This window comes from Methylobacterium sp. SD274 (genome assembly GCF_017355285.1).
GTDB lineage: Bacteria > Pseudomonadota > Alphaproteobacteria > Rhizobiales > Beijerinckiaceae > Methylobacterium.
This window is the reverse complement of sequence record NZ_JADIJP010000004.1, coordinates 1-19,417: the sequence shown is the minus strand read 5'-3', so window position 1 is coordinate 19,417 and position 19,417 is coordinate 1. Positions and strand designations below refer to the sequence as shown.

The 19,417-nt window shown below is 63.3% G+C and carries 19 protein-coding genes, 1 tRNA gene and 2 pseudogenes; 7 read left to right on the top strand and 15 right to left on the bottom strand.

Annotated elements, in window-relative coordinates; translation table 11 throughout:
• Positions 1 to 68: 68 nt before the first annotated feature.
• Positions 69 to 515 carry a hypothetical protein gene (locus tag IPV08_RS05150; RefSeq protein WP_246747809.1) on the top strand — a complete coding sequence of 149 codons (447 nt, stop codon included), beginning with the start codon at positions 69 to 71 and terminating at the stop codon, positions 513 to 515.
• Between the two features lie 312 nt (positions 516 to 827).
• Positions 828 to 1,003: pseudogene (locus IPV08_RS24455) on the top strand (IS630 family transposase); the annotation flags it as partial.
• A 387-nt stretch (positions 1,004 to 1,390) separates the two neighbouring features.
• On the opposite strand, the gene IPV08_RS05145 reads toward IPV08_RS24455, so the two are convergent.
• From IPV08_RS05145 to IPV08_RS05100, 10 genes are all read right to left on the bottom strand, one after another.
• A complete protein-coding gene (locus tag IPV08_RS05145) occupies positions 1,391 to 1,627 on the bottom strand; it encodes a DUF2171 domain-containing protein (protein WP_056422565.1) in 237 nt (78 codons plus the stop codon).
• 12 nt (positions 1,628 to 1,639) lie between these two features.
• Positions 1,640 to 2,194, bottom strand: coding sequence for a ferritin-like domain-containing protein (locus tag IPV08_RS05140; RefSeq protein ID WP_056422562.1), 555 nt, complete (start codon positions 2,192 to 2,194; stop codon positions 1,640 to 1,642).
• Positions 2,195 to 2,407: 213 nt separating this feature from the next.
• Complete coding sequence (locus tag IPV08_RS05135) at positions 2,408 to 3,310, bottom strand: NAD(P)H-hydrate dehydratase (RefSeq protein WP_207411042.1); 903 nt, start codon at positions 3,308 to 3,310, stop codon at positions 2,408 to 2,410.
• Positions 3,310 to 4,074: a histidine phosphatase family protein gene (locus IPV08_RS05130; RefSeq protein WP_207411041.1), complete on the bottom strand. Its 765-nt coding sequence runs from the start codon at positions 4,072 to 4,074 to the stop codon at positions 3,310 to 3,312. The genes IPV08_RS05135 and IPV08_RS05130 overlap by 1 nt, the downstream gene beginning before the upstream one ends.
• Before the next feature lie 289 nt (positions 4,075 to 4,363).
• A complete protein-coding gene (locus IPV08_RS05125; protein WP_056422550.1) occupies positions 4,364 to 4,576 on the bottom strand; it encodes a hypothetical protein in 213 nt (70 codons plus the stop codon).
• Between the two features lie 454 nt (positions 4,577 to 5,030).
• A complete protein-coding gene (locus tag IPV08_RS05120) occupies positions 5,031 to 7,385 on the bottom strand; it encodes a calcium-binding protein (protein ID WP_207411040.1) in 2,355 nt (784 codons plus the stop codon).
• Positions 7,386 to 8,241: 856 nt separating this feature from the next.
• Positions 8,242 to 8,718, bottom strand: a complete 477-nt coding sequence (locus IPV08_RS05115; protein WP_207411039.1) for a RidA family protein — start codon at positions 8,716 to 8,718, stop codon at positions 8,242 to 8,244.
• A 16-nt stretch (positions 8,719 to 8,734) separates the two neighbouring features.
• Positions 8,735 to 9,805, bottom strand: a complete 1,071-nt coding sequence (locus tag IPV08_RS05110) for a tryptophan 7-halogenase (RefSeq protein WP_207411038.1) — start codon at positions 9,803 to 9,805, stop codon at positions 8,735 to 8,737.
• An 11-nt stretch (positions 9,806 to 9,816) separates the two neighbouring features.
• Positions 9,817 to 11,781, bottom strand: a complete 1,965-nt coding sequence (goxA, locus tag IPV08_RS05105; protein WP_207411037.1) for a CTQ-dependent glycine oxidase GoxA — start codon at positions 11,779 to 11,781, stop codon at positions 9,817 to 9,819.
• A 284-nt stretch (positions 11,782 to 12,065) separates the two neighbouring features.
• Positions 12,066 to 12,509 (bottom strand): hypothetical protein, encoded by a 444-nt coding sequence (locus tag IPV08_RS05100; protein ID WP_207411036.1) that lies wholly within the window; start codon positions 12,507 to 12,509, stop codon positions 12,066 to 12,068.
• 53 nt (positions 12,510 to 12,562) lie between these two features.
• Between IPV08_RS05100 and IPV08_RS05095 the strand changes: the two genes are divergently transcribed.
• From IPV08_RS05095 to IPV08_RS05085, 3 genes are all read left to right on the top strand, one after another.
• Positions 12,563 to 12,838, top strand: coding sequence for a hypothetical protein (locus IPV08_RS05095; RefSeq protein WP_207411035.1), 276 nt, complete (start codon positions 12,563 to 12,565; stop codon positions 12,836 to 12,838).
• A 525-nt stretch (positions 12,839 to 13,363) separates the two neighbouring features.
• A complete protein-coding gene (locus IPV08_RS05090; protein WP_207411034.1) occupies positions 13,364 to 14,716 on the top strand; it encodes a DnaB-like helicase C-terminal domain-containing protein in 1,353 nt (450 codons plus the stop codon).
• 924 nt (positions 14,717 to 15,640) lie between these two features.
• Positions 15,641 to 15,717, top strand: a tRNA-Met gene (locus IPV08_RS05085).
• Here IPV08_RS05085 and IPV08_RS05080 read toward each other — a convergent pair.
• The gene (locus tag IPV08_RS05080; protein WP_207411033.1) at positions 15,718 to 16,092 is read right to left on the bottom strand and encodes a helix-turn-helix transcriptional regulator; all 375 of its coding nucleotides are present in this window, start codon (positions 16,090 to 16,092) and stop codon (positions 15,718 to 15,720) included.
• Positions 16,093 to 16,116: 24 nt separating this feature from the next.
• Complete coding sequence (locus IPV08_RS05075) at positions 16,117 to 16,302, bottom strand: type II toxin-antitoxin system RelE/ParE family toxin (protein ID WP_348646082.1); 186 nt, start codon at positions 16,300 to 16,302, stop codon at positions 16,117 to 16,119.
• A 322-nt stretch (positions 16,303 to 16,624) separates the two neighbouring features.
• On the opposite strand from IPV08_RS05075, the gene IPV08_RS05070 reads away from it, so the two are divergent.
• The gene (locus IPV08_RS05070) at positions 16,625 to 16,813 is read left to right on the top strand and encodes a hypothetical protein (RefSeq protein ID WP_246747808.1); all 189 of its coding nucleotides are present in this window, start codon (positions 16,625 to 16,627) and stop codon (positions 16,811 to 16,813) included.
• 111 nt (positions 16,814 to 16,924) lie between these two features.
• Here the strand turns inward: IPV08_RS05070 and IPV08_RS05065 are convergent, their stop codons facing one another.
• The 3 genes from IPV08_RS05065 to IPV08_RS05055 form a co-directional block, all read right to left on the bottom strand.
• Entirely contained in the window at positions 16,925 to 17,131 is a 207-nt protein-coding gene (locus IPV08_RS05065) for a hypothetical protein (RefSeq protein ID WP_207411031.1), read from the bottom strand.
• Positions 17,132 to 17,405: 274 nt separating this feature from the next.
• The gene (locus tag IPV08_RS05060) at positions 17,406 to 17,855 is read right to left on the bottom strand and encodes a hypothetical protein (protein WP_207411030.1); all 450 of its coding nucleotides are present in this window, start codon (positions 17,853 to 17,855) and stop codon (positions 17,406 to 17,408) included.
• A gap of 411 nt (positions 17,856 to 18,266) precedes the next feature.
• A complete protein-coding gene (locus tag IPV08_RS05055) occupies positions 18,267 to 18,806 on the bottom strand; it encodes a hypothetical protein (RefSeq protein WP_207411029.1) in 540 nt (179 codons plus the stop codon).
• A gap of 389 nt (positions 18,807 to 19,195) precedes the next feature.
• Here IPV08_RS05055 and IPV08_RS05050 point away from each other — a divergent pair.
• Positions 19,196 to 19,417: pseudogene (locus IPV08_RS05050) on the top strand (hypothetical protein); the annotation flags it as partial.

Sequence of the window (19,417 nt, the reverse complement as noted above, 5' to 3'; positions counted from 1 at the left end):
CTCTTACTCAATCGATCAGCCGTTCGGACCATTCAGGTCCGCCCAGTTGAGATGGGAGTCAAACGGCCATGCCTCGCATGCTCGAACTGCTACGCTGGAAACTCCAGCTGCTTTTTGCTTGGACGCCGACACGTACTGTCGCGCTCAATCTGATCCTGGGAGTTTACGCTCTGGCAGGATGGGGTGCATTCGCGAATAAAGCTTCGCTCAACCGTGATCTGACGAATCAGGTCAGCCTCTTGCAGACAGAGCGGAACGGGTTGGTCGACCGGCAAAAAGAGCTGGAGCAGGCAAACGGCGACCTCTTGCGGGAATGGCAAGGTAAGCTCGCCTCTGCTCGAGAGGAACTCAGCCAAGCCGTTTCGGCTCGCGACGCAGCCAAAGGCCAGCTTGCCAGCTCTCAGCGCGCAGCTGCCGCTTCCAGGAAGCGCGTCGAGCAGGCTCGGGATCGGGTATCGGAGACAGGCAGCATCAAACCGGCGGAGCCGTCGAAGAAGGCTGCGGTCAAGCCGTAGGATCGCCTGGCCTGTCTGCCTTTGGTGTCCCGAGCCCTGACACGTGCTGTCTCCATCGGGCACCGAGGCTCGGCTCGTCGCGTTGAGCCAACGCAACCGTGTCTATCTACGAGCAGGTCACGGCCTTGAAAGGCCACGCGACGGTGAGCTTGAAGGCAAGGAAACGGTCGAGGTGACGCAACCCGTTCGGCACGCATTGCTTGCGTGCTGGAGAGCGGAGGCGAATACCGTGTGTTGCGGAGGGTCGAACCATTTGCCGGTTGCTCCGATCAGCCGACCGAGTCCGCGTTCATTAGCCTGATCCTCGATACGCCGCTCCTAGACGGACCGATCACCGGGATCTGCTTCCGCCGCTATGTCGAAGAGACCTTGGTGCCGACCTTGAAGCACGGTGACACGGTCGTGCTCGACAACCTGACCGCCCACAAGGTCAGCGGCAGTGGCGCGACCATTGGGCGGCAAGCGCCCGTCTGCTCTACTTGCCGGCCTAATCGCCCGAACCGAAGGACCGCACGGCCAGGACAGCAATCCGGACGGTGAGGTGCATCATCCCGCCACCCTGAATGGCGTGTGTGCAGAATTCGCCAGCGAACAGTTCCTTATCGCGACGGCCATGCGCGTCGAAGGTGACCTTGCGTTGTGAGCACCTCCCAAACGGCGGAGGCACTGAGGCCATTACCCAGCCCGGCGTTCACGGAGCCCGCAACGGCACCTTGGTCCCGAGGTTGTCCACCGAGGGGCAGGAAACCCTGCGCCTCCCTCTCCCTCGCGGATCTCTTCACCGGTGGGCTTCCCGCCCCGAAATGTTCCCTGATCGAAACGAAAAGGGGTTGCCGTGATGGCAACCCCTTCGAACGTCTGTCGGAGACCCGGCCTTATTCCGCCGTGCCCCATTCGTCCTTGGCTTGGGCGGTGGTTCGGTTCAGCTTCACCGTGCCGTCCTCCACCGTGTCGATGGAGTCGACATGGATGAAGTGGTGCTGACCCTTGGCCTCGGGATCGGTCCTGGTGAGCTTGATGCGCTGCCCATCGAGATGATCCACCGTGCCAACATGCCCGCCATCCGAACCGATGACCGGCATATGGTCCTGGATCTTGCTGGGATCGACCATGATCGGAACTCCTTATTCGGCCTTGGCCTTGGCGCCCTTCTTCCGGGGGGGCGCCTCGTCCTCGGCCGGAGCCTCGTCCGACCCTTCGACATTGATGCTCTGTGCGATCTGCGTCAGGAGCTCGTCGGTCTTCTTCTCCTCCTGAAGGGTCTCGTCGAGGAGCTTGGCGGCATCTTCGTAGCCGAGCTGGCTCGCCCAGGTCTTCAGGGTGCCGTAGCGCGCGATTTCGTAGTGCTCGACGGCCTGGGCGCAGCCGATCAGGACCGCATCCGCCGCCGGGCTGCCGCCGAAATCCTCGAGATCTTCTTCCATCTCGGCGGTCAGGCCCTGCATGGCCTCACAGGTCTTCGAGCGCGCGGACTTGCCGATGATCTCGAACACCTGCTGGAGGCGCTCGACCTGCACGGCGCTTTCCTCGGCATGGGTCTCGAACGCCTGACGCAACTCGTCGTGCTCGGCGGCCTTGGCCGACTTCTTCAGAGCGCGAACGGATTGCCTCTCAGCGTAATAGACGTCCTTGAGCGTCTCGTAGAACGCATCGTGCAAGGTTTTCTGCTTGGCGGCCATAGATACCATCCCACTTTGTCGAATGTCTTATTTGATACCGACGCGTCGCAGCGCTGTCCGTCTCCTATGAACGCTCGCGTTGCCTTGCGGGTCCCAAAAAAGAAACGTCGGGATTTCGGGGAAAACTATGAAGAGCGCTGCCGTGCGGGGAACCTTTCGCCGCCAGCCTAGCTCCCCCGCCGACGCCCGGTCGAGCCACGCCGGTGGTTGGCTTCAAGGCGCCGTGGCAGAATCGTCCGCTGCCTCCTGAAGCAGTCCGGGGGCGAGGCCGGAGATCTCCCGCGCGAGGAAACCCAGCGGGCCGATATCGGCGGCAAGGCGATGTCCCGCTTCGCCGTGCAGATAGACCCCCCAGAGGGCCGCGGTGAGGGGAGCGGCTCCTCGGGCGAGGAGCCCGACCACGAGACCCGCCAGGGCATCGCCGGAACCGGACGTCGCCAAGCCGATGCCGCCGCCCTCGTAGAACCAGTGCGCGCCCTGCGGATCCACGATCCAGGTCTTGGCACCTTTCATCACCACGACGACCTGTAGCGAAGCCGCTGCGTCGACGGCCGCGCGCAACGGATCGGCCTCGATCTCATCCCGGCTGCGATCCAGCAACTGGGCCATCTCACCGGCATGGGGCGTGATGACGGCCCGGCTTCCGAAAGCGCGGATGTCGGCCGCGTGGGCACCGAGCCCACAGATGGCAGCGGCATCGAGGATGAAGGCGGCGGACGAGTGCTGCTTCAGCAAAGCCATCGTCAGAGCGGTTGTTTCCTGGTCCTCGACCATGCCGGGTCCGATCAGGATGGCAACGCAGCCCTTCGTCACCGCCAGCAGCCGATCGAGGGCGCCCTGGGCCTCGACGCCGCCCGATGGCGTTTCCGGCAGGCCGACGACCATGGCTTCGGGAATCGCGAGGGCCAGGGGGATGGCCACGCTGCGGACGGTGGCGATCTTCAGCTTGCCCGCGCCGGCCCTGAGAGCCGCGACCCCTGCCAGGAGGGCGGCCCCGGGCACTTCCGTGGAGCCGCCGAGGACGAAGGCGCTGCCGCGTTCGTCCTTGCTGCCCTCATGGGGGATGGGAAGCCGAAGCGTCCGGAGCCGGGCGAGGGTGAGGCTCTGCGTTTCCATTACCGGGCCGCCACGTTCGCGTCGGGTTCGGAGGTGACGGGTGCGCCCGCCTCGAACAGGGGCGCCACGAAATTGTAGCGTTCCAGCCTCAGCTTACCCGTCGTCTTCTCCTCAGGTTGAAAGCTGTATTCCGTGACGGAGCAGTTCACGACGTCGCCAGCGGCATCGATGGTGAGAATCTCCGCCTCGGTCATTTCCTCCAGCAGATAGCGCAGGCATAGAACCACGACCTGATGCGCGACGATGAGGACGCGCTTCTCGCCGTGATGCAGGGACACCGTGTCGAGCGCGCTCCTGAGACGCAGGATGACGTCGCACCAGCTCTCGCCGGATGGTGGCCGGTGATAGAATTTACCCAGGCGCCGGCGCATCTCGGCCTGTTCGGGATGCAGCTGTTCGACGCCCGAGCGGGTCAGGCGGTCGAGGATGCCGAGCTCCTTCTCGCGGAGCCGCTCATCGACGAGATCCTCCGGCGCCTCATGCGCCAAGCCGCTTGCGGCGCGGATGCGGGATGCGGTCTGCCGCGCCCGCCTATAGGGCGAAGTCAGCACCGTCTCCGGCCGCTCATCTGGGGGGAACGTCGCGAACCATCGGCCCAGCGCGTCGGCCTGTTCCTCGCCCCGTCGGCTCAAGGGGACGTCGACGTCGCGCTCGGCGATATCGATCCGCGCGCGATTGGCCCCATGCGCGGCCTCGCTCGCGACGTTGCCGGCGCTCTCGCCGTGGCGAACGATCCAGATACGGTTCGGCCAGCATTGTCCCATTCGCGGATCCTATTCCGATGTCGTTGCCTAACGTCCGCGATATCCTCCGGGTTCGGCAATGCTCGCTCTGTCTCTGTGACGCGACCCCAGGAATTCGGGTGGAATAGACTGCGTCGACTTGTCGGAACCGCTGCCTTGATGACGCTTCATGACGGAAACAGAGACAAGAAAAGCCGCATGGCGCTCGGCCTGCACATGATCGAACCTTGTTTGGGCCCGTGGTCGCCTCGGGTTCCGAAACGGCAAGCCGCGTGTGGGCCTTGCCGTCGAGAGCCCGGGTTCGGAAACCCTATGGTTCTTCATCGGGAAGGGGGATCGACGATCCGGGCACCGTCCGTTCCATGGCGTTCAGGCTGCCGGCGAGGGCGTGAGCGGCATCACGGCACAATCCGACCTGTCGAATGCCGTCCACCATGGCGGGCTCCAGGGTCTTCGTGTCGTAGACCGTCCAGCCGCCGAGTTCCGGGGCGATGGCGTAGACGGCATGTTCGTTGTCGTTCACGGCACGCCTCGCTTCCAGGGAGAGAGGAGGGGGCGCGGAGGCCGGGTTCCCGCCTCCTCGCCGGTGGCGACGGAACCGTGCGCAGGCAGCGCCCTTTCCCGGTTCGCCAACGGCCGAGTGCGTCGCGGGTTGCGGAGCGACGAAAAAACCCGCCTCGGCTCACGCCGGGCGGGTAAAGTTTTGCTCATAGGAAGGCTCCTCACGAGGAGCACTCACACCATGTGCCTTCTGGTATACCAGCGTCAAGCGCAGAATGCCGAAGATTACCGGGATCCGACATCGCTGTGTCTCGGGAAAACGGAGCGGGATCATCTCATGATCGACATCGATGCCGGCGACGATTGTAATCGTACACCTGTTCTCTGGAGCGCGATGACGCTCCGAGATCGTTGAAAAAGGACGGGGAGCCACCGGCCCCTCGCCCTTCCCTGGTCATTCTCGGAGGCTCGGACCGTCAGACGATGAAGGATCCGCTGTCGAGGACATGATGGCCTTGGAGGATGACGGCGAAGTCCGCCCCTCCATCGCCGTTGGTGTCACCCTGTATCAGGGTGTTGCCGCCACCGAACTTCATTCGCAGTTCACCCGCCTCGCCCGAGAAGGCATCGGTTCCAACGAAGTCGAAGCTCTGGTTTCCGTCCTGCGCGCCGTTCGCGTCAATCGCGCTCAGGTCGATGCGGTCGCCGGCGGCGAAATCGAAGTCCTTGATGATGTCGCGTCCGCCGACAGCGACGTCACTGTCGGTCACGTCCTTGAAGACGAACGTGTCGGCTCCGGTACGGCCATAGAGGAGGTCGCGACCATCGCCACCGTAGATCTCGTTGTCGCCGGCATTGCCGTAGATCTGGTTGTTGCCGGCATTGCCGTTGGCTATGAGATCCGCGGTTCCACTGAGAACCATCTTCTCGGTGTTGGCTTCCATCGTGTGGCTGACGGTCGAGCGGATCGTGTCGAAACCTTTGCCCGGCTGCTCGGTGGCGCGATCCCCAGCATTGTCGATGACGTAGGTGTCGTTGCCGGTGCCCCCGCGCATGGTGTCGGCGCCGCTGCCTCCGAGCAGGGTGTCGTTGCCGCCGTTACCTGTCAGCACGTCGTCGCCAGCACCGCCGCTCAGACGGTTGCTGCCGTCGTTGCCGGTGATGTCATTGTCGAGGGCATTGCCAGTGCCGCTGACGTTGCGAGAGCCCGTCAGCACGAGGTTCTCGACATTTCCGGAGAGGCTGTAGGTCACCGAGGAGTAGACCGTGTCGTTGCCCTCGCCCAGGAGCTCCACGATCTTATCGCCGACCCTGTCAACGAAGTAGGTGTCGTCGCCGAGACCGCCATGCATTGTGTCGTTGCCGGTTCCACCGTCGAGAATGTCGGCTCCGCCCTTGCCGAACAGGATGTCGTTGCCGCCGCCACCATTGAGCACGTTGTCCCCGCCGGTGCCGAAGATGGCGTTGTTCAGAGTGTTGCCCGTCCCGTCGAGATCCCCGGCTCCCGTCAGTACGAGCCGCTCCACATTGGCCCCAAGGGTGTAGTCGATCGAGGAGCGAACGGTATCGTTGCCTTCTTGGGTCAACTCGATGACTCGATCGCCGGCATCGTCGACCACGTAGGTGTCGCTGCCGGTGCCCCCGCGCATCGTGTCCGCGCCGGCCCCCCCGACAAGGGTGTCGTTGCCCGCGCGTCCAGATAGCGTGTCGTCGCCGCTGCCCCCGTCGAGACGATTGTCACCGGTATTGCCGGTCAGGCCGTCGGCGCCGCCGGTTCCGGTAGCGTCGATGGCGCCGGATCCGGTGAGAATGACGTTCTCGACATTGGCGCCGAGGCTGTAGGTCACCGAGGAGCGGACGGTGTCGTTGCCCTCGTCGGCGGCCTCGATGACCTGATCGCCCGTGGAATCCACGACGTAGACGTCGTCACCGGCCCCGCCACGCATGATGTCGTCGCCGGTGCCACCGATGAGGACGTCGTCGCCGCCGCGTGCGGTGAGGCGGTCGTTGCCGCCTGCGCCATCGAGACGGTTGTCCCCACCATTGCCGACGATGCTGTTGTCGAGGCTGTTGCCCGTCCCGTCGATGGACCCGGTGCCGGTGAGGACGAGGTTCTCGACGTTGTCGGGAAGCGTATAGGTCACCGAGGAGCGAACGGTGTCCTCGCCTTCGTCGGCATCCTCCACCACGGTGTCGCCGGCCGAATCGACGATGTAGGTATCGTCGCCGCGGCCACCGATCATGGTGTCGTTTCCGGCCCCCCCATTGAGGGTATCCCCACCGATGCCGCCTCGCAGCGTGTCGTTGCCGTCGCCGCCCGTCTGGGTGCCACCGGCATCGATGACGATGTCGATGAGATCGGGCGTGGCGTCGAGGTTGAGCCCGACCAGGGAGACGGTCTCGTCCAGGGTTCCGAGGAGGAGATCCACGGTCTCGCCCACGAGATCCGTGGCGAGGTTCACAACGTTCGAGAGAATGCCGGCATTGGTTTCCGTCCCGAGGTCGACCGGCTGGAATGGCAGGTCGAGCGTCGCCAGGACCGTATCGCCGAGCTTCACCTCGACGCCGTCATAGCCGCCGCTGGCCGATACCGTCCCCGTAGAGAGGCCAGTCGAGGCTTCGATCTCCCAATTGCCGGTATAATTGTACGTGAGTCCGTTCGCTTCGACGGTGAGAACCTCGAACGTATCCGTGCGGTTGCCGCCGAGGAGGAGGTCGCCGACACTGTCGATCAGACCCGTGAACGTGACGCTGTCGGCATCGCCGAGATTGGGCAGGAAGAAATCGCGGACGTCGAAACCGGTATTGGTAAGAATCGATACGGTTGCCATAATATTCTCCAACCCAAGGGACTGTGACCAGCTGGTTAGTTTGAAGACCATGCTCGATCGCTTGGCATGGGCAGGCTTGTCGCCTGGGCAGATAAGCTTCACCTACCCCGATACCGTTCCGCGAAAGACTGGGTTCCGCAATTGATATCTGGGATATGTAGGATAGGGTACTTAATGAAATATTTAATCAGTCATGATGACTTTGATGGATTGGATGGCATGGTCATCGATTGATGCAACGCAGCATAGATGAGGTGCATAGCGATAAAATATTGTATCGGCTAACGTATTCGAGCCGACCAATACGTGGTTCGGCTGCGTATGAGCTATTCGATAGCCCGGTCTGGATCGCTCTATGGCCGGGATGGGCGTTTTCCGCTCCGGACCGACTTGAGGCTTGGCCTTGATGACATGCGAGAGGGGCGTGATCGAACAGTCTCACACCCCGCTGCGTTGCGTGCCTATGTCGGCAGATCGGCTTCGTCGCGGACCGCGAAACCCGTGGGCAACCGTCCCTCGACGAGCGCATCGGCAGGATGCCGGTCAGGTCGGGGCACGCACCGTCGGCGACAGAGATTGTCTCGATGGCATCGAAGTTCAGTTTGCCGGCAGACTTGGATGTGTCCTTGCCCTGCAAGAACGGCGTATCGCCCTCCTTGGCACCGACGTCTTCGCCACTCCGTCCATGCGGCCGAGAGCGCTCACCGCCGAAGTGGATGCCGGTTCGGCGAAAATGAGCACGGTAAACAAAAGCGCGGAGCTGCACCCGACCCAAACTGGTCGGGCGCAGCTCCAGCGTTCTCATGAGCTTGATCGAAAGGTTCGACCGCGCCTTACGGCCACCGCCGGAATGTCGTCATTTGACGATGGGTCGGTAGAAGGTGCCGTCGATCTCGGCGATGTCGTTCTGGTCGAGGCGGGGAACCTCGAGAACGGTGCGGGGTGGATATGGACCGTCACCCCAGATGTCTTTCTGTACTTTGTTGACGATCGGACGCAGCCGGGCGACGTCCGTGACGAACACCGTCAGGCGAACGGCATCGGACTTCGTTGCACCCGCCACCGCGGCGGCGGCGAGCATGTTGTCGAACATGCGGCGGATGCGGGCCTCCTCGCCCTCGATGAGTTCGCCGGTGGTCCGGTCGACACCGCGCATCCCGCCGATGAACACGAAATCTCCCGCCCGTGCGCCGATGCTCCAGGTGCCGCTGGGGGTGATCGTCTCTGCGTTCGGAGCGAGGATCTCGACGCGGCGTGTCTCGTCGGCGCAAGCCGCGACGGGAACGAGCACCGCGAGAAGCGCGGTGAGCAGGGAGCGAAAAACGGGTCTCATGGAATCATCCTCGGATTCAGGGGAAAGCATGCCGGCGGGACCAGAAGGGAGCGTCGGTAAAGCGTCGCTCGGCGGCGTAGAGGGTCCGCTGCCCGGAGAGGTGATGCGCGATGCCTTCGAGAAAGGCGCGCTCGTAGGCGAGTGCCGGAGCCGGATCGTCGGCGATGAGGGCCAGCGCGGCGTCCGCGGCCTGGATGCCGCTCCAGAGCGCCGTCGCGAGACCGTTCGCCCCGAGCGGATCGAGGGAGGCCGCCGCATCGCCCGAGCGCAGGACACGCCCCTCGACCAAGTGGGTCGGCACGATCGAGGCCGCCGGCGCAACTTGGGGAGACAGCGAGGCACAGGCGGTGTCGAGGTCCAGGCTCTCCAGGCGGGCGGCGATGGCGATGGTTTCCCTGGCCGCATCCGCCCAGAGCTTGCCATCCTTCGCCGCCCCTGCGGGCAGAAGATCGGAATCGGTGAACAGGCCGATCATCATGCGCCGGCCCGGCATCGGCGCCATGTACCACCAGCCCGGCTCCACCGCCTCCACCAGGGTCGCGGCGGCAAGCTCGGCATCATCGGGCACGTCGTGCACCTGATAGGCGCAGACGAGCCGGTCGAGGCGCCGCCGGTGTGCGGTCGGTCCAGCCGAGAGCGCGGCCCGGCCGCTCGCATCGATCACCGCCGCCGCATCGAGCCATTGCCCGTCGGCCAAACCGATGCGGACGCCGCGGGGAAGATGCTCCAGGCCGACCACGGCCTCCGCCAGGCGCTCGATCCCGCTTTCAGCCAGAGACGCCGCCATCCGTCCTTCGAGGAGGGAGCGGTCGATATGGGCGCCGTGCTCGTGCCCGGCCGCCCTGCGCAGGGCGCTGTCACCCCAGATCGAGAAGCGTCCTTGACTGGCCATGGCGGTGCCGCCGTCGATCAGGGCGGACCAGCCGAGCCCGTCCAGAAACGAAGCTGCCGTGGCGGAGAGCGTTTCCCCGCGGCTCGGCACGACGCGATTCGGCGCGACGAGAACGGGAGAATGTCCGGCGACGACGAGTCGCCGGACTGCGGACAGGCCGGCGACTCCCGCCCCGACGACCACGATACGGTCCACGCGCCGCGCGCTCAGCGGCGGGGGAACGGGGCTGCGATGTCCATGGAGCCGCGCTGGGTCTCCACGTAGATCACCTCCGGAACGCCGGTCAGGCCCTTGGGGCCGGGGCGGCGGACGAGGACACCCATGCGGGTCCACAGCTCGATCATACGGCGCAGGCCATCGGTGTAGCCCGCCTCCACGTGAAGCCCGATACCGGCCGCGCCCCGCGCCCAAGGCACCCGCGCATGGTAGAAGCGCAAACGCTCCTCGTCGCTGAGATCGGTGCGCATGACGTGCTCGTAGAAAGTCTCCGGCAGGACATCCACCGGCAGCAGCGCGGGCCACCAGACCGGGGTGGGGAAGCCCGAGGCTGTCAGAACCGCCTGACAGCTGAAAGCGTCGCCCTGCCACGGCACACCCATCCAGCGGGTCAGGTCGCCGGGGGCCTGCGGGCCGATGGGAGCCCCTTCGCGCGGCTTGGCGGGATTGCCCGCGAACACGTTGGTGGCATTGAGCTGCAGGCCGAGATCCTGGATCAGGCCCGGTCGATCCGAGATCTTGATGCGGAAGGGCAGCTTCGTCTCGTCACGGCCGCGATAGAGGGCGGCATGACGGATCGGCCACGTGATCTCGACCCCGGGGTGGAAGGCTCCCCCCGAGCAGGCATCGAGCGCGGCGCGGGTGAGGGCCTCCGGCCGGAGGGCGAGCGGCAGGTCGTCGAGGCGCGTGACGGAATCGGCGGCCGCGTCTTCGTAATCGTCGGCGAATTTTCCATCCGCCCAGAGTTCGAGCTGACGGTACTGGGTCGGCGTGAGGGTGAGCCAGGTGCGCTGGCTCTCCGGGTAATTCACCCCGTCGCCCAGCATGATCGGCATGGCGGCGGCCCGCTGGTCCTCGCCGCCCGGACGGCGGAAGGCCTGGAGAACGTTCTGCCGCATCGCGCGGCCCTCTTCATGGGGACGCGCCAGCTTGGCGATGAGCGCCGGACTGGAGAGGTCGCCGATCTGGTTCCAGGCCGCGCCGAGGAACGAGGACGTGGCCACCCATTGCATGGTGCCGGCCCGGCGCAGGATCGGCAGCACGTCGCGCCGGAACGAGACGGTATCGGAGGGGGCCTTCAGATGGCCGAGCTCGACCATCGCTTCGCGGGCGGCGTCGTAGAGGGTGACGATGGGTTCGAGCTGGGGCGCGAATTTCGGACCGCAGCAGACGATCCAGGCCGGTTCGCAGGGTACGGAGGCGCCGTCGATCTCGACCCTGGCCTGTACCCAGCCGTCGCACCAATCGTCGTGCCAGCCGTCGTTGTTGGTGAAGTCGCGCACCGGGTTCTGCGGCAGGGCCGTGCGCGAGATGCCGTTGGCGGCAAAGACCAGCAGGCGGCCGTTGCCGTCGGTGCGCAGGTGGCCGAGATCGACATCGAGGGTGTTCCAGAACCGACCCTGCATGCGGCAGGCCGGATCCTTGCCCGCCGCATTGGCGGAGATGCCGCCGATCTCGACGATGCCGGGGTCGATCACCAGGAGATCGTCGCGCCGGTCGGCCAGGACCAGGGGGTTGCGCTGGGTGCCGGGAATGCCGGGCGCCGCCGGCCCCTGATCGAGCGCGTTGATGAACCCGTACCAGGCCGCCTTGGTGTTGGCCACGTGGACGCTCCAGCGGACGCCCTTGGACGCGTCGAGTTCGCGCACCACGCGGCCTTCCTCGTCGTAGCCATAGAGGCGGAACCGCTGAACCTGCTTCTTGATGCGGCCTTTGGAATCCTTGAAGCCGCCCTCCGGCTCGTCGAGGAGGCCCGGCACCTCGGGTGCGGGAAACCAGGCTTCGGAATTGCCGACCCGGGAAAAGCCGATCGCCGGATGTATGGCGACCCGCGCGATCCGGGCTCCCGCGGGCGCTGCTGCCGGCGCCTGGTGCGGTGATACGGCGGCCTTCGCGACAGACGAGGAGGCCAAGCCAAGGGCGGACGCCCCGATGAGGAAATCCCGACGTTTCAAGGCACTATCTCGCTTATACGAACGACAGACACGTCTCGACCGGTCTGTGTCTCGTCTGGGGCATAGCGCAGATGCCCTTAACATTGAGTTGCCTCTGCTTGTCCTGAAGCTCCTCTAGACTCAGGCCCGAGAGTCCCTTGTTGGGCTATCCAAGTATCGGTCCTGGCTGCTGTTTCCTGACCATGGAGCGATGCAGCAACGGTCGAAGCTCGCGCTCGATCTTGTCCTTCTCCACGTGGACATGTTCAGGATCGGGGTGGAGGGCGCAGCCGGCGAAGGCGGGGCTACCGTCGACGAGCATCTCGGGGATCTCCCTGCCTAGCGATGGTGGCGAGGCTCATCACGGCGCGTCCCCACGCGCCCATCTCGACGGTCCAGGCGTCCTCCGTCATAGCGCCCGTATTCTCGGGCTGATCGAGCCAAGCCAGTCTCGCTAGAAGAGCGTCGCAGGCAGACGAAAGGTCTGAAGCCGTATCATCGGTCAGCGTGGTGTGAGGCGAGACCGGTGCACCTGCCTTGTGGGCTTCCTGCGGATGCAATGAAGCGCCTTCGCCCAGGAATGGCGATCGGGCAATCAGGCTGGTGACGGCCTGATGATCGTCGTCGATTGGCACATCCTGATGCTCGAAATACTCGACGGCGAAGCGCGCCAGCTCGCGGCATCCGGCCGCCGTCAGCGGCACGGTCTGAAGCACGACGCCGCGGCAGTACTCGACCAGATCGAGCAAGGCATTGGTCGTCGCCTCCTCTAACCGCTTCCGACCTCGCCCGGATGGTCGGCATGAGCCTCAAAGAATGCCGGAAGTCTCTCGCAACTCTGGCGCTGCACGGCATCTACTCGGTCACGGCAGACGGAACGATCTACAGCCGGAGAATGGTCCGGGACAATACCAAAGCATTGAAAGATAAGGAGAATGGCAAAAGAGGGGGTAACCCCGGCCTTAACCAGGGGGTTAACCCCCCGGATAAGGGGGAGGATAAAGCCCAGAATCCAGAATCCAGAAGCCAGAATCCAGATAGAAGAGGAGGGTGGTACTACCGTTCAGCCTCTTCCTGAAAACCTGAGCCTGACACTCGCGCCGCCGCTTCGCGATCGTCGCCGGGGGCGAAACGATATTTTTTCGAGAGTGGCATCATCCGGCTCAACGAGCCCGACTTCTGAAAATGGGAAGCCGCGTTCCCCAGCATCAACCTTCGAGCCGAGCTGACGGGCCTGACCGGGTGGGCCGGCGCCCAGACGAGCTGGTTCTTCGCCGTGCCAGGGGCACTGGCCAAGCGAGATCGGGAGGCGCGGCTCGCGGTCGAGCGCTTCAGGGCCGATGCCGAGGCCAAGGCAAACGCGCCCAAGCCGAGGCCTTGCGGCTACGTGCCGTGAGATCGGTCGATGAGATCCTTCGCGAATTCGGGATCGTCCTGCGGTCGACATCCCCCGGCCGGCACTACGCGATCTGCCCTCGATGCTCGGTCAGCGCCAAGCACGCCGCTAACCGTCGACGCCGTTCCCTGGGCGTCACGATCGACGCCGGTGGCGTCGGGTTTCGGTGCCTCAACTGCGATCTGAGCGGCGGGAAGTATTTCAGCGATGAGCCTCAACCCAATGGCAATCGCCTGGCTCGAAAGCCGGGCCCTCGACAGCGAGACCGCCTCACGTTTGGGGATCTACAGCGCCAAGCGCGCTCAGGGTGGCGATCCGGTTCCTGATGCCTCCGGCAACATCCTGGTCTTCCCGTACATCGACGGCGGCGAGGAAGTGAACGCCAAGTACCGGGGGCGGGACACTGCCGGCAGGAAACGGTTCTGGCAGCGTGCCGGTGCTCGAAAGACGTTCTTCAACGTCGCCGTCCTCGACGACCCGGCGGTTCAGAACGGTCAGGCGCCGGTGGTCATCACCGAGGGCGAGCTCGACACCGTCGCCGCCGTTCAGTCCGGTCATCCTTTCAGCGTCTCCGTTCCCGACGGCGCCCCTCCGGCCCGTGACGAGCAGGATAACCTCGTAGAGGTGCCAGACAATGCCGACGACGTGGTGCCCGAACACGACGACAAGTACCGCTACGTCTTCAACAACTGGGACCGCCTGAAGCGGGTGAAGCGGTTCGTCCTTGCCGTCGACAACGATGAGCCGGGCCGCCGCCTCGGACAGGAACTGGCCCGCCGGCTCGGCCGCTCCCGTTGCTGCCTCGTCAGCTATCCAGCCGAGCCCTGCGTGGCGGATGCAGACGGCGTGCTCCGGCCGGTGAAGGATCTGAACGAGGTGCTCCAGCACTTCGGGGCCGACGCCGTCATGGCCTGCATCGAACAGGCGAAGCCCTTCCCGGTGAAAGGCCTCTACAAGCTCTCCGACTTTCCGGAGAGTCCTCCCCTCCTTGCCCTGACCACCGGATTCCGCGAACTCGACCATCACATGCGGCTCTACCGCGGAGCCTTCGTGGTGGTCAGCGGCCTTCCTGGCGGCGGCAAGACCGCCCTGATGACCCAGATCGCGATGAATATGGCGACGGGGCACAACTGGCGGATCGCCATCGCCTCCTCCGAGATGCATGTCCGGCCAATCCTGGAGAACATGCTGCTCGGCTTCATGCTTCAGAAGCCGCGCAACCTCTGGACCAAACCTGAATGCGATGGGTGCCGCCGGTTCATCGATGAGCACTTCGTCTTCATCGCCCTTGCTCCAGACGACGAGGACACCGAGGCTGACGTTCAGTGGGTGATCGATAGGGCTGCCGACGCCGTGGTCCGCGAGGGCATCTCCATGCTCCTCCTCGAGCCGATCGGGATCAAGATCGGTCAGGGCGTGATGGTGATCGACGGGCCGTTCGCCTCGTTCCCTGCCACTGTGGAGCGGATCCTGCCGGATGATCGAATTGCCGTGTCAGTTTCTCTGTTTGGGCGGGCCTCTCCCATCGAATTGAACATTGCGCAAGTCCAGCCGTTGTAGTAACTCAAGCTTCTGAACAATCACCGCTGTACTCTCCCGACATGGGATCGATGTTAAGCCGCGACGGAGACGGGTGAGGCCGCTTCTCCACTTTGGAGGTTGGTTCAATTTAACTGACCCCATTGGAGTACTACTTGAAAGCTTGAGGCCAAGGGCGCGAAATGCCCTCGGCGTTGAAGTTGGGAATGCTCAGCGTGCTCTGGCAGTCTTTCCAGCACGCTGCAATTGCGGAAGCGGTTCGGGTGGCGGTGCGTTTCGGCCATCGCTAGTCGGACCGCACAGACCGCCGAGGGCGAGCGATCCGGTTCCAGCTGCCTTTAGCGCAGCGTCTGCCTGCTCACATGAGACCCAGTCTGGCCGCTTGCCCAGCATGTAGTCGACCCGGTCCCAGAAAAGGCGATAGAGCGGCACACTCGCCATCTGTCCTTCGTACGGGGTCGTAGAGTAACCTCCGGTGGCAACGCCTGCTTCGGACACTGTGATGGCAGCCTTAACGGCCTTTCCGTCCGGCTCTGTCTGGAATTCCCATTTCTCGCGCCCATTGCTTGCGGCAAGAACTGCGTAGATTACGTAGCGCCGAACGCCGGTAAAGCCGGTCAGCGTATCTCGGAACTCAAAGTCCGTAGGATCGGACACTTGAAGTACGGTTCGAGCGGCCTCAACCACACGCTCCCGCGACTCGCCTGAGTAGGTTCTCACGCCTTCTGCAAGGAAATCGCTACGGTCCCGTACCTGGTGTGATACGCAGCCGCTAACACTCGCCGCGACTAGCGCAGCGGCCACAAGAGTTCGCCCGGTCATGACGTTCCCCAATGCCGCGTGCATTGGCGGCAAGCGGTTGTGCCGGTACCGCGAATGCTACGCAAGACTTGGAAACTGCCGCGCGATGCGTAGCTGTGAACTGTTGCACGGAAACTTCATCGACGTGGCGTAGCGCAGTCCGGCAGCGAGCCAGACTCATAACCTGGAGGTCCTCGGTTCGAATCCGAGCGCCGCAACCATCATCCGACTAAGTCGTCGATCGTCAGCGATAGCGCATCGGCAATCTTCCGAAGGGTGTCCACGGTGCCCTCGCGCTTCCCCGTTTCGATCTGAGATAGGAACGGCTTCGCGATCCCGGCCTTCTCGGCAAGCTGCTTCGCTGACAGGCCACGATGCTCGCGCCAAACGCGGACGCGGTTCTCGCCATCAAGAAGGCGGTCTACGATATCGGAGGGGATGAGTTCCTCCTCACCAGAGGCAAGACGCTTCTCAATGCGGTCAAATGCAGCGTTGTCGGCCGCATCCTTGGCTGCAGCGATAAGGGCGGCATATTCGGCCTCAGGGATGAGCACGAGGCGTTCCCCCGCAGGGGTGACGATGGTCTGGGCGTTCATGGCGTCTCTCCCATCCAAGGTCGTCTAGTCATAAGCTCCCACTCTCGGAGCAACCCTCAGAACGGCGACGACCTCGCCGTTCTCGTTGAAGAGGACGCGCCAGTCTCCAACGCGAAGACGCAGGCGGTTCTCGTGGCCTTGCAGCGTCTTGACGTTGTTCGCTAGCGACTCGGGGTCCTCGGCGTACTGTTTCACCTTCGCGCGGATCAGCTTGGAGACGTTGGCCGGCGTCCGGCTCAGCGTCTTGATCGCTTACTTGGTAATAGGTAATCTGGCGCATGCTGATTATGTAGCACTTTGCTATCGATTGAACAATAGCAAAGTGCTAACACACGTCCACGAGGCCTAGCATGTAAGGCAGGTCTGACCGTGTCTCGCGTGGTCAAAGGGCTGGCGGCCATCGGAGGTGCAACGGTTCAGCCCAAGTCAGAGTTCTTGACTTCGACCCCAGCATCTGGGGTCGAGGGAGCAGAACATGATCGGACGTTTTGGGTTGAGCCTCATAATAGGGACCGCTGCGGCCAGTGCCGCGATGGCCGCACCGATGTCCGCTGAGGACAAGGCCGCTTTACAGATGCAATGCGCTGGCGACTTCACGACCTTCTGCGCCGGCATGCCGCCCGAGGATGGTCCCGAGACGCAGGCCTGCTTCCAAAAGAACATGTCGAAGCTGTCGCCGGGATGCCAGAACGCGATTCAGGCCTACAAAAAGAAGGGCTGACCTGGCCGGCAGGCGAACCTACGCTTCCTCTATCCGTCCTTCGGAAGCAGGCATCGTTTGATCACCGGTTGACGTCATCCAGGGAGGGCACTGAGCTCCGGGGTTCCGCTACTAGGCACGCTTCCTACTCATGCCACCGGACATGCCCTCGCAGCAGCAGCTGCCCTTCTTGGCCTTCATTCCGCTATGGCCCATCGCCATCGAGCCTTTGCCGCACATCGGTGCCTTACCCTTGGCTCCGCCGCAGCAATCCATTGCCAGCGCTGGGGCCGAGCCCATCACGACCATGGCAGCAGCTATCAGAATCAGCTTCTTCATGGAATTCTCCTCCTCGTTGATCCCTGGCTTACCAGCCCATGCAGCGTTGGCGGAAGGGGTCCATTCACGCGAGAAGTCTTGCTCCAGGCCATACCACATTCATCATCCATCCCTGGCTATGGGCTGACATGCGCCTCAGACCTGGGGGGCTCATAAGTTTGGAGCAACTTCTGCGCCCGCGCCCCCAACCATCGCACTGAACAGATTTTTCCGAATGGGGGGTTAACCTTCTCCGGTTCTAGATCGACAACTCGTTCATGAGCCATTCTTATTCTCATAATGCATGAGGGTGGATCTTCACGTGCAACGAGCCGTGCTTATACCTCTCAACGGATATCGTCCCTCTGGTTGTCGGAAATGTAGCTTGTAGGTTTGGCAAGCAAATCTGCGGTATAGAGGCTACAGCGCCCTCAGCGTGCTCTAATGGTTCTAAGAAGCCCGCAGCTTTTTCAATTGGAATGGGTTCAACTTGGGGTTCAAACTCGCTCGAATTGAGTAAGTTTCGGCAAACCGACAGTGTGTCCGGGATATCAAGAATTACAGAGATCCCTATGCCATCTTCTACGTAGGTAGTAGGTTCTTTTCCTGCAATATATGTCGATCTATAAATGAAAACGCTTTCGGTTTCGAAGGATACTAAGAGCCCACAGCATAAGAATGCTAGCGTTCCGTCGGACTGCTCAATGATGTTGGCACCGTAGATCGTGAAATTCGATTGCATCATGCGTAGCTCCTCACGTCAGTCTGTACCACGATCATCGCGAGGCGCTCCATGTTCGGCAGGTTCAACCGTCGACGTGAAGATGAGCAGAAGCGGCTACGAGAGGCAGAGGATCGCGCCCGCCGCGCGTCCTACGACAACGACACGAGTGGCGCTGGCGGCGGGTATCCCTGGCCCCTCGGCATCTCAGGCGCCGGCGGGCACAGCGCCCACCCTATCGATAGCTTGTCCTGCCGCTCCACGTCGTCAGATAGTGGCTCGTTGTCCAGCGACGGCTGCTCGTGCGGTGGTGGCGACTGAGCAGTGGCCCGCCTCACCACCCTCAAGCCTCGCCTAGGAACCCTAAACACCCGCACGGCGATTCCGGTACCTGCTGTGTGGCGAAGCCAGAGAAAGACGGGCGGCAGATCGACCTCATAAACCTCCAGGATATGAGGAAAGCCAGCTGGCCCATTTTGTCTTCAGGACGGCCACGCGCGTCCAGTCAGAGGGGAAAAGGTCAAAGCCGCCATCGTATGGCGCAAAGATCTCCCCCGTGGCTCTGGCCATCCAAACCTCATGAGCTGTTTGCCCTTCGGCAATCGCCATAAGTGACGTGTCGTGTGCACCTGAACGCCATTCGGTCAAGCTGACCTCGCTACGCAATATGCCGAGATCCTCATCATCATCGTCATACACCCACTCCAAGGTAGGCTCGCCCTCAGCAGCTTTCGCTCCGAACCAATAATAAGACGCGATCATCCAGCAAGATGCGCCCTCGCCAAGCACCTCGGCCGCAAGAATATATGCTCGGGCGAGTATCGTCGCGCGTTCGGCTGCATCCTCGGCATAGCGCTTGGATTCAGGAAGAGCATGAAATCGGACCCAGGGAATTGGTCTGGCCCTCAGAAGCCATCCTGTTGGCTCTTGGTTTGGATGGAACCGTGACCAGTCCGCCCGGAACTGCTCGTTCATCGTTTTGGGATCAGATCGCATCGCTTCCTCCCGTCCATTAAGCCTCGCATCAAGACACCGGATGAGCGAGCTGCGGAATGATTGAGCCTCACCGCTCGCCATCTATGCGGCCTTCCTTCAGGCGCTAACCCGATGCGCCCTAGCGAATTGCGCGGCGATAGCCGCGAGGTAGGCTCCAAGGCCAACGGGCAAGATCGAGGCGAAGATGCCGATGGTGCCGTAGACAGCGGCTCCCCCAATAACCCAGACCAGTAGGGCCAACCAAACCGCGCCGATCCGAGCGGCGGGGACCCTGTGGCCTCCAACCCTATACGGGTGGTCGGGGCCCCCAATGTTTCTAGCGCCAGGGTCCGAAAACCCGGTAACGCAGGGTAACGGGTAACGGTCGCATGGCAGATCCCGCGACGCCGCAGTTCATGACCCAGGCGGAGTTCTCCCGCCGGCGCGGCGTATCGAAGAAGACCGTTACCGACTGGAAGCAGAGAGACCTGCTCAAGTTCAACGACGCCGGTCTCGTTGACGTCGAGACATCGGAATGGGAGCTCGACCAGCGCCCGGCCGTTTACCGCGGAGGGGTTGCACACCGGCCGATCCGGGCTGTCGTCAAGGAC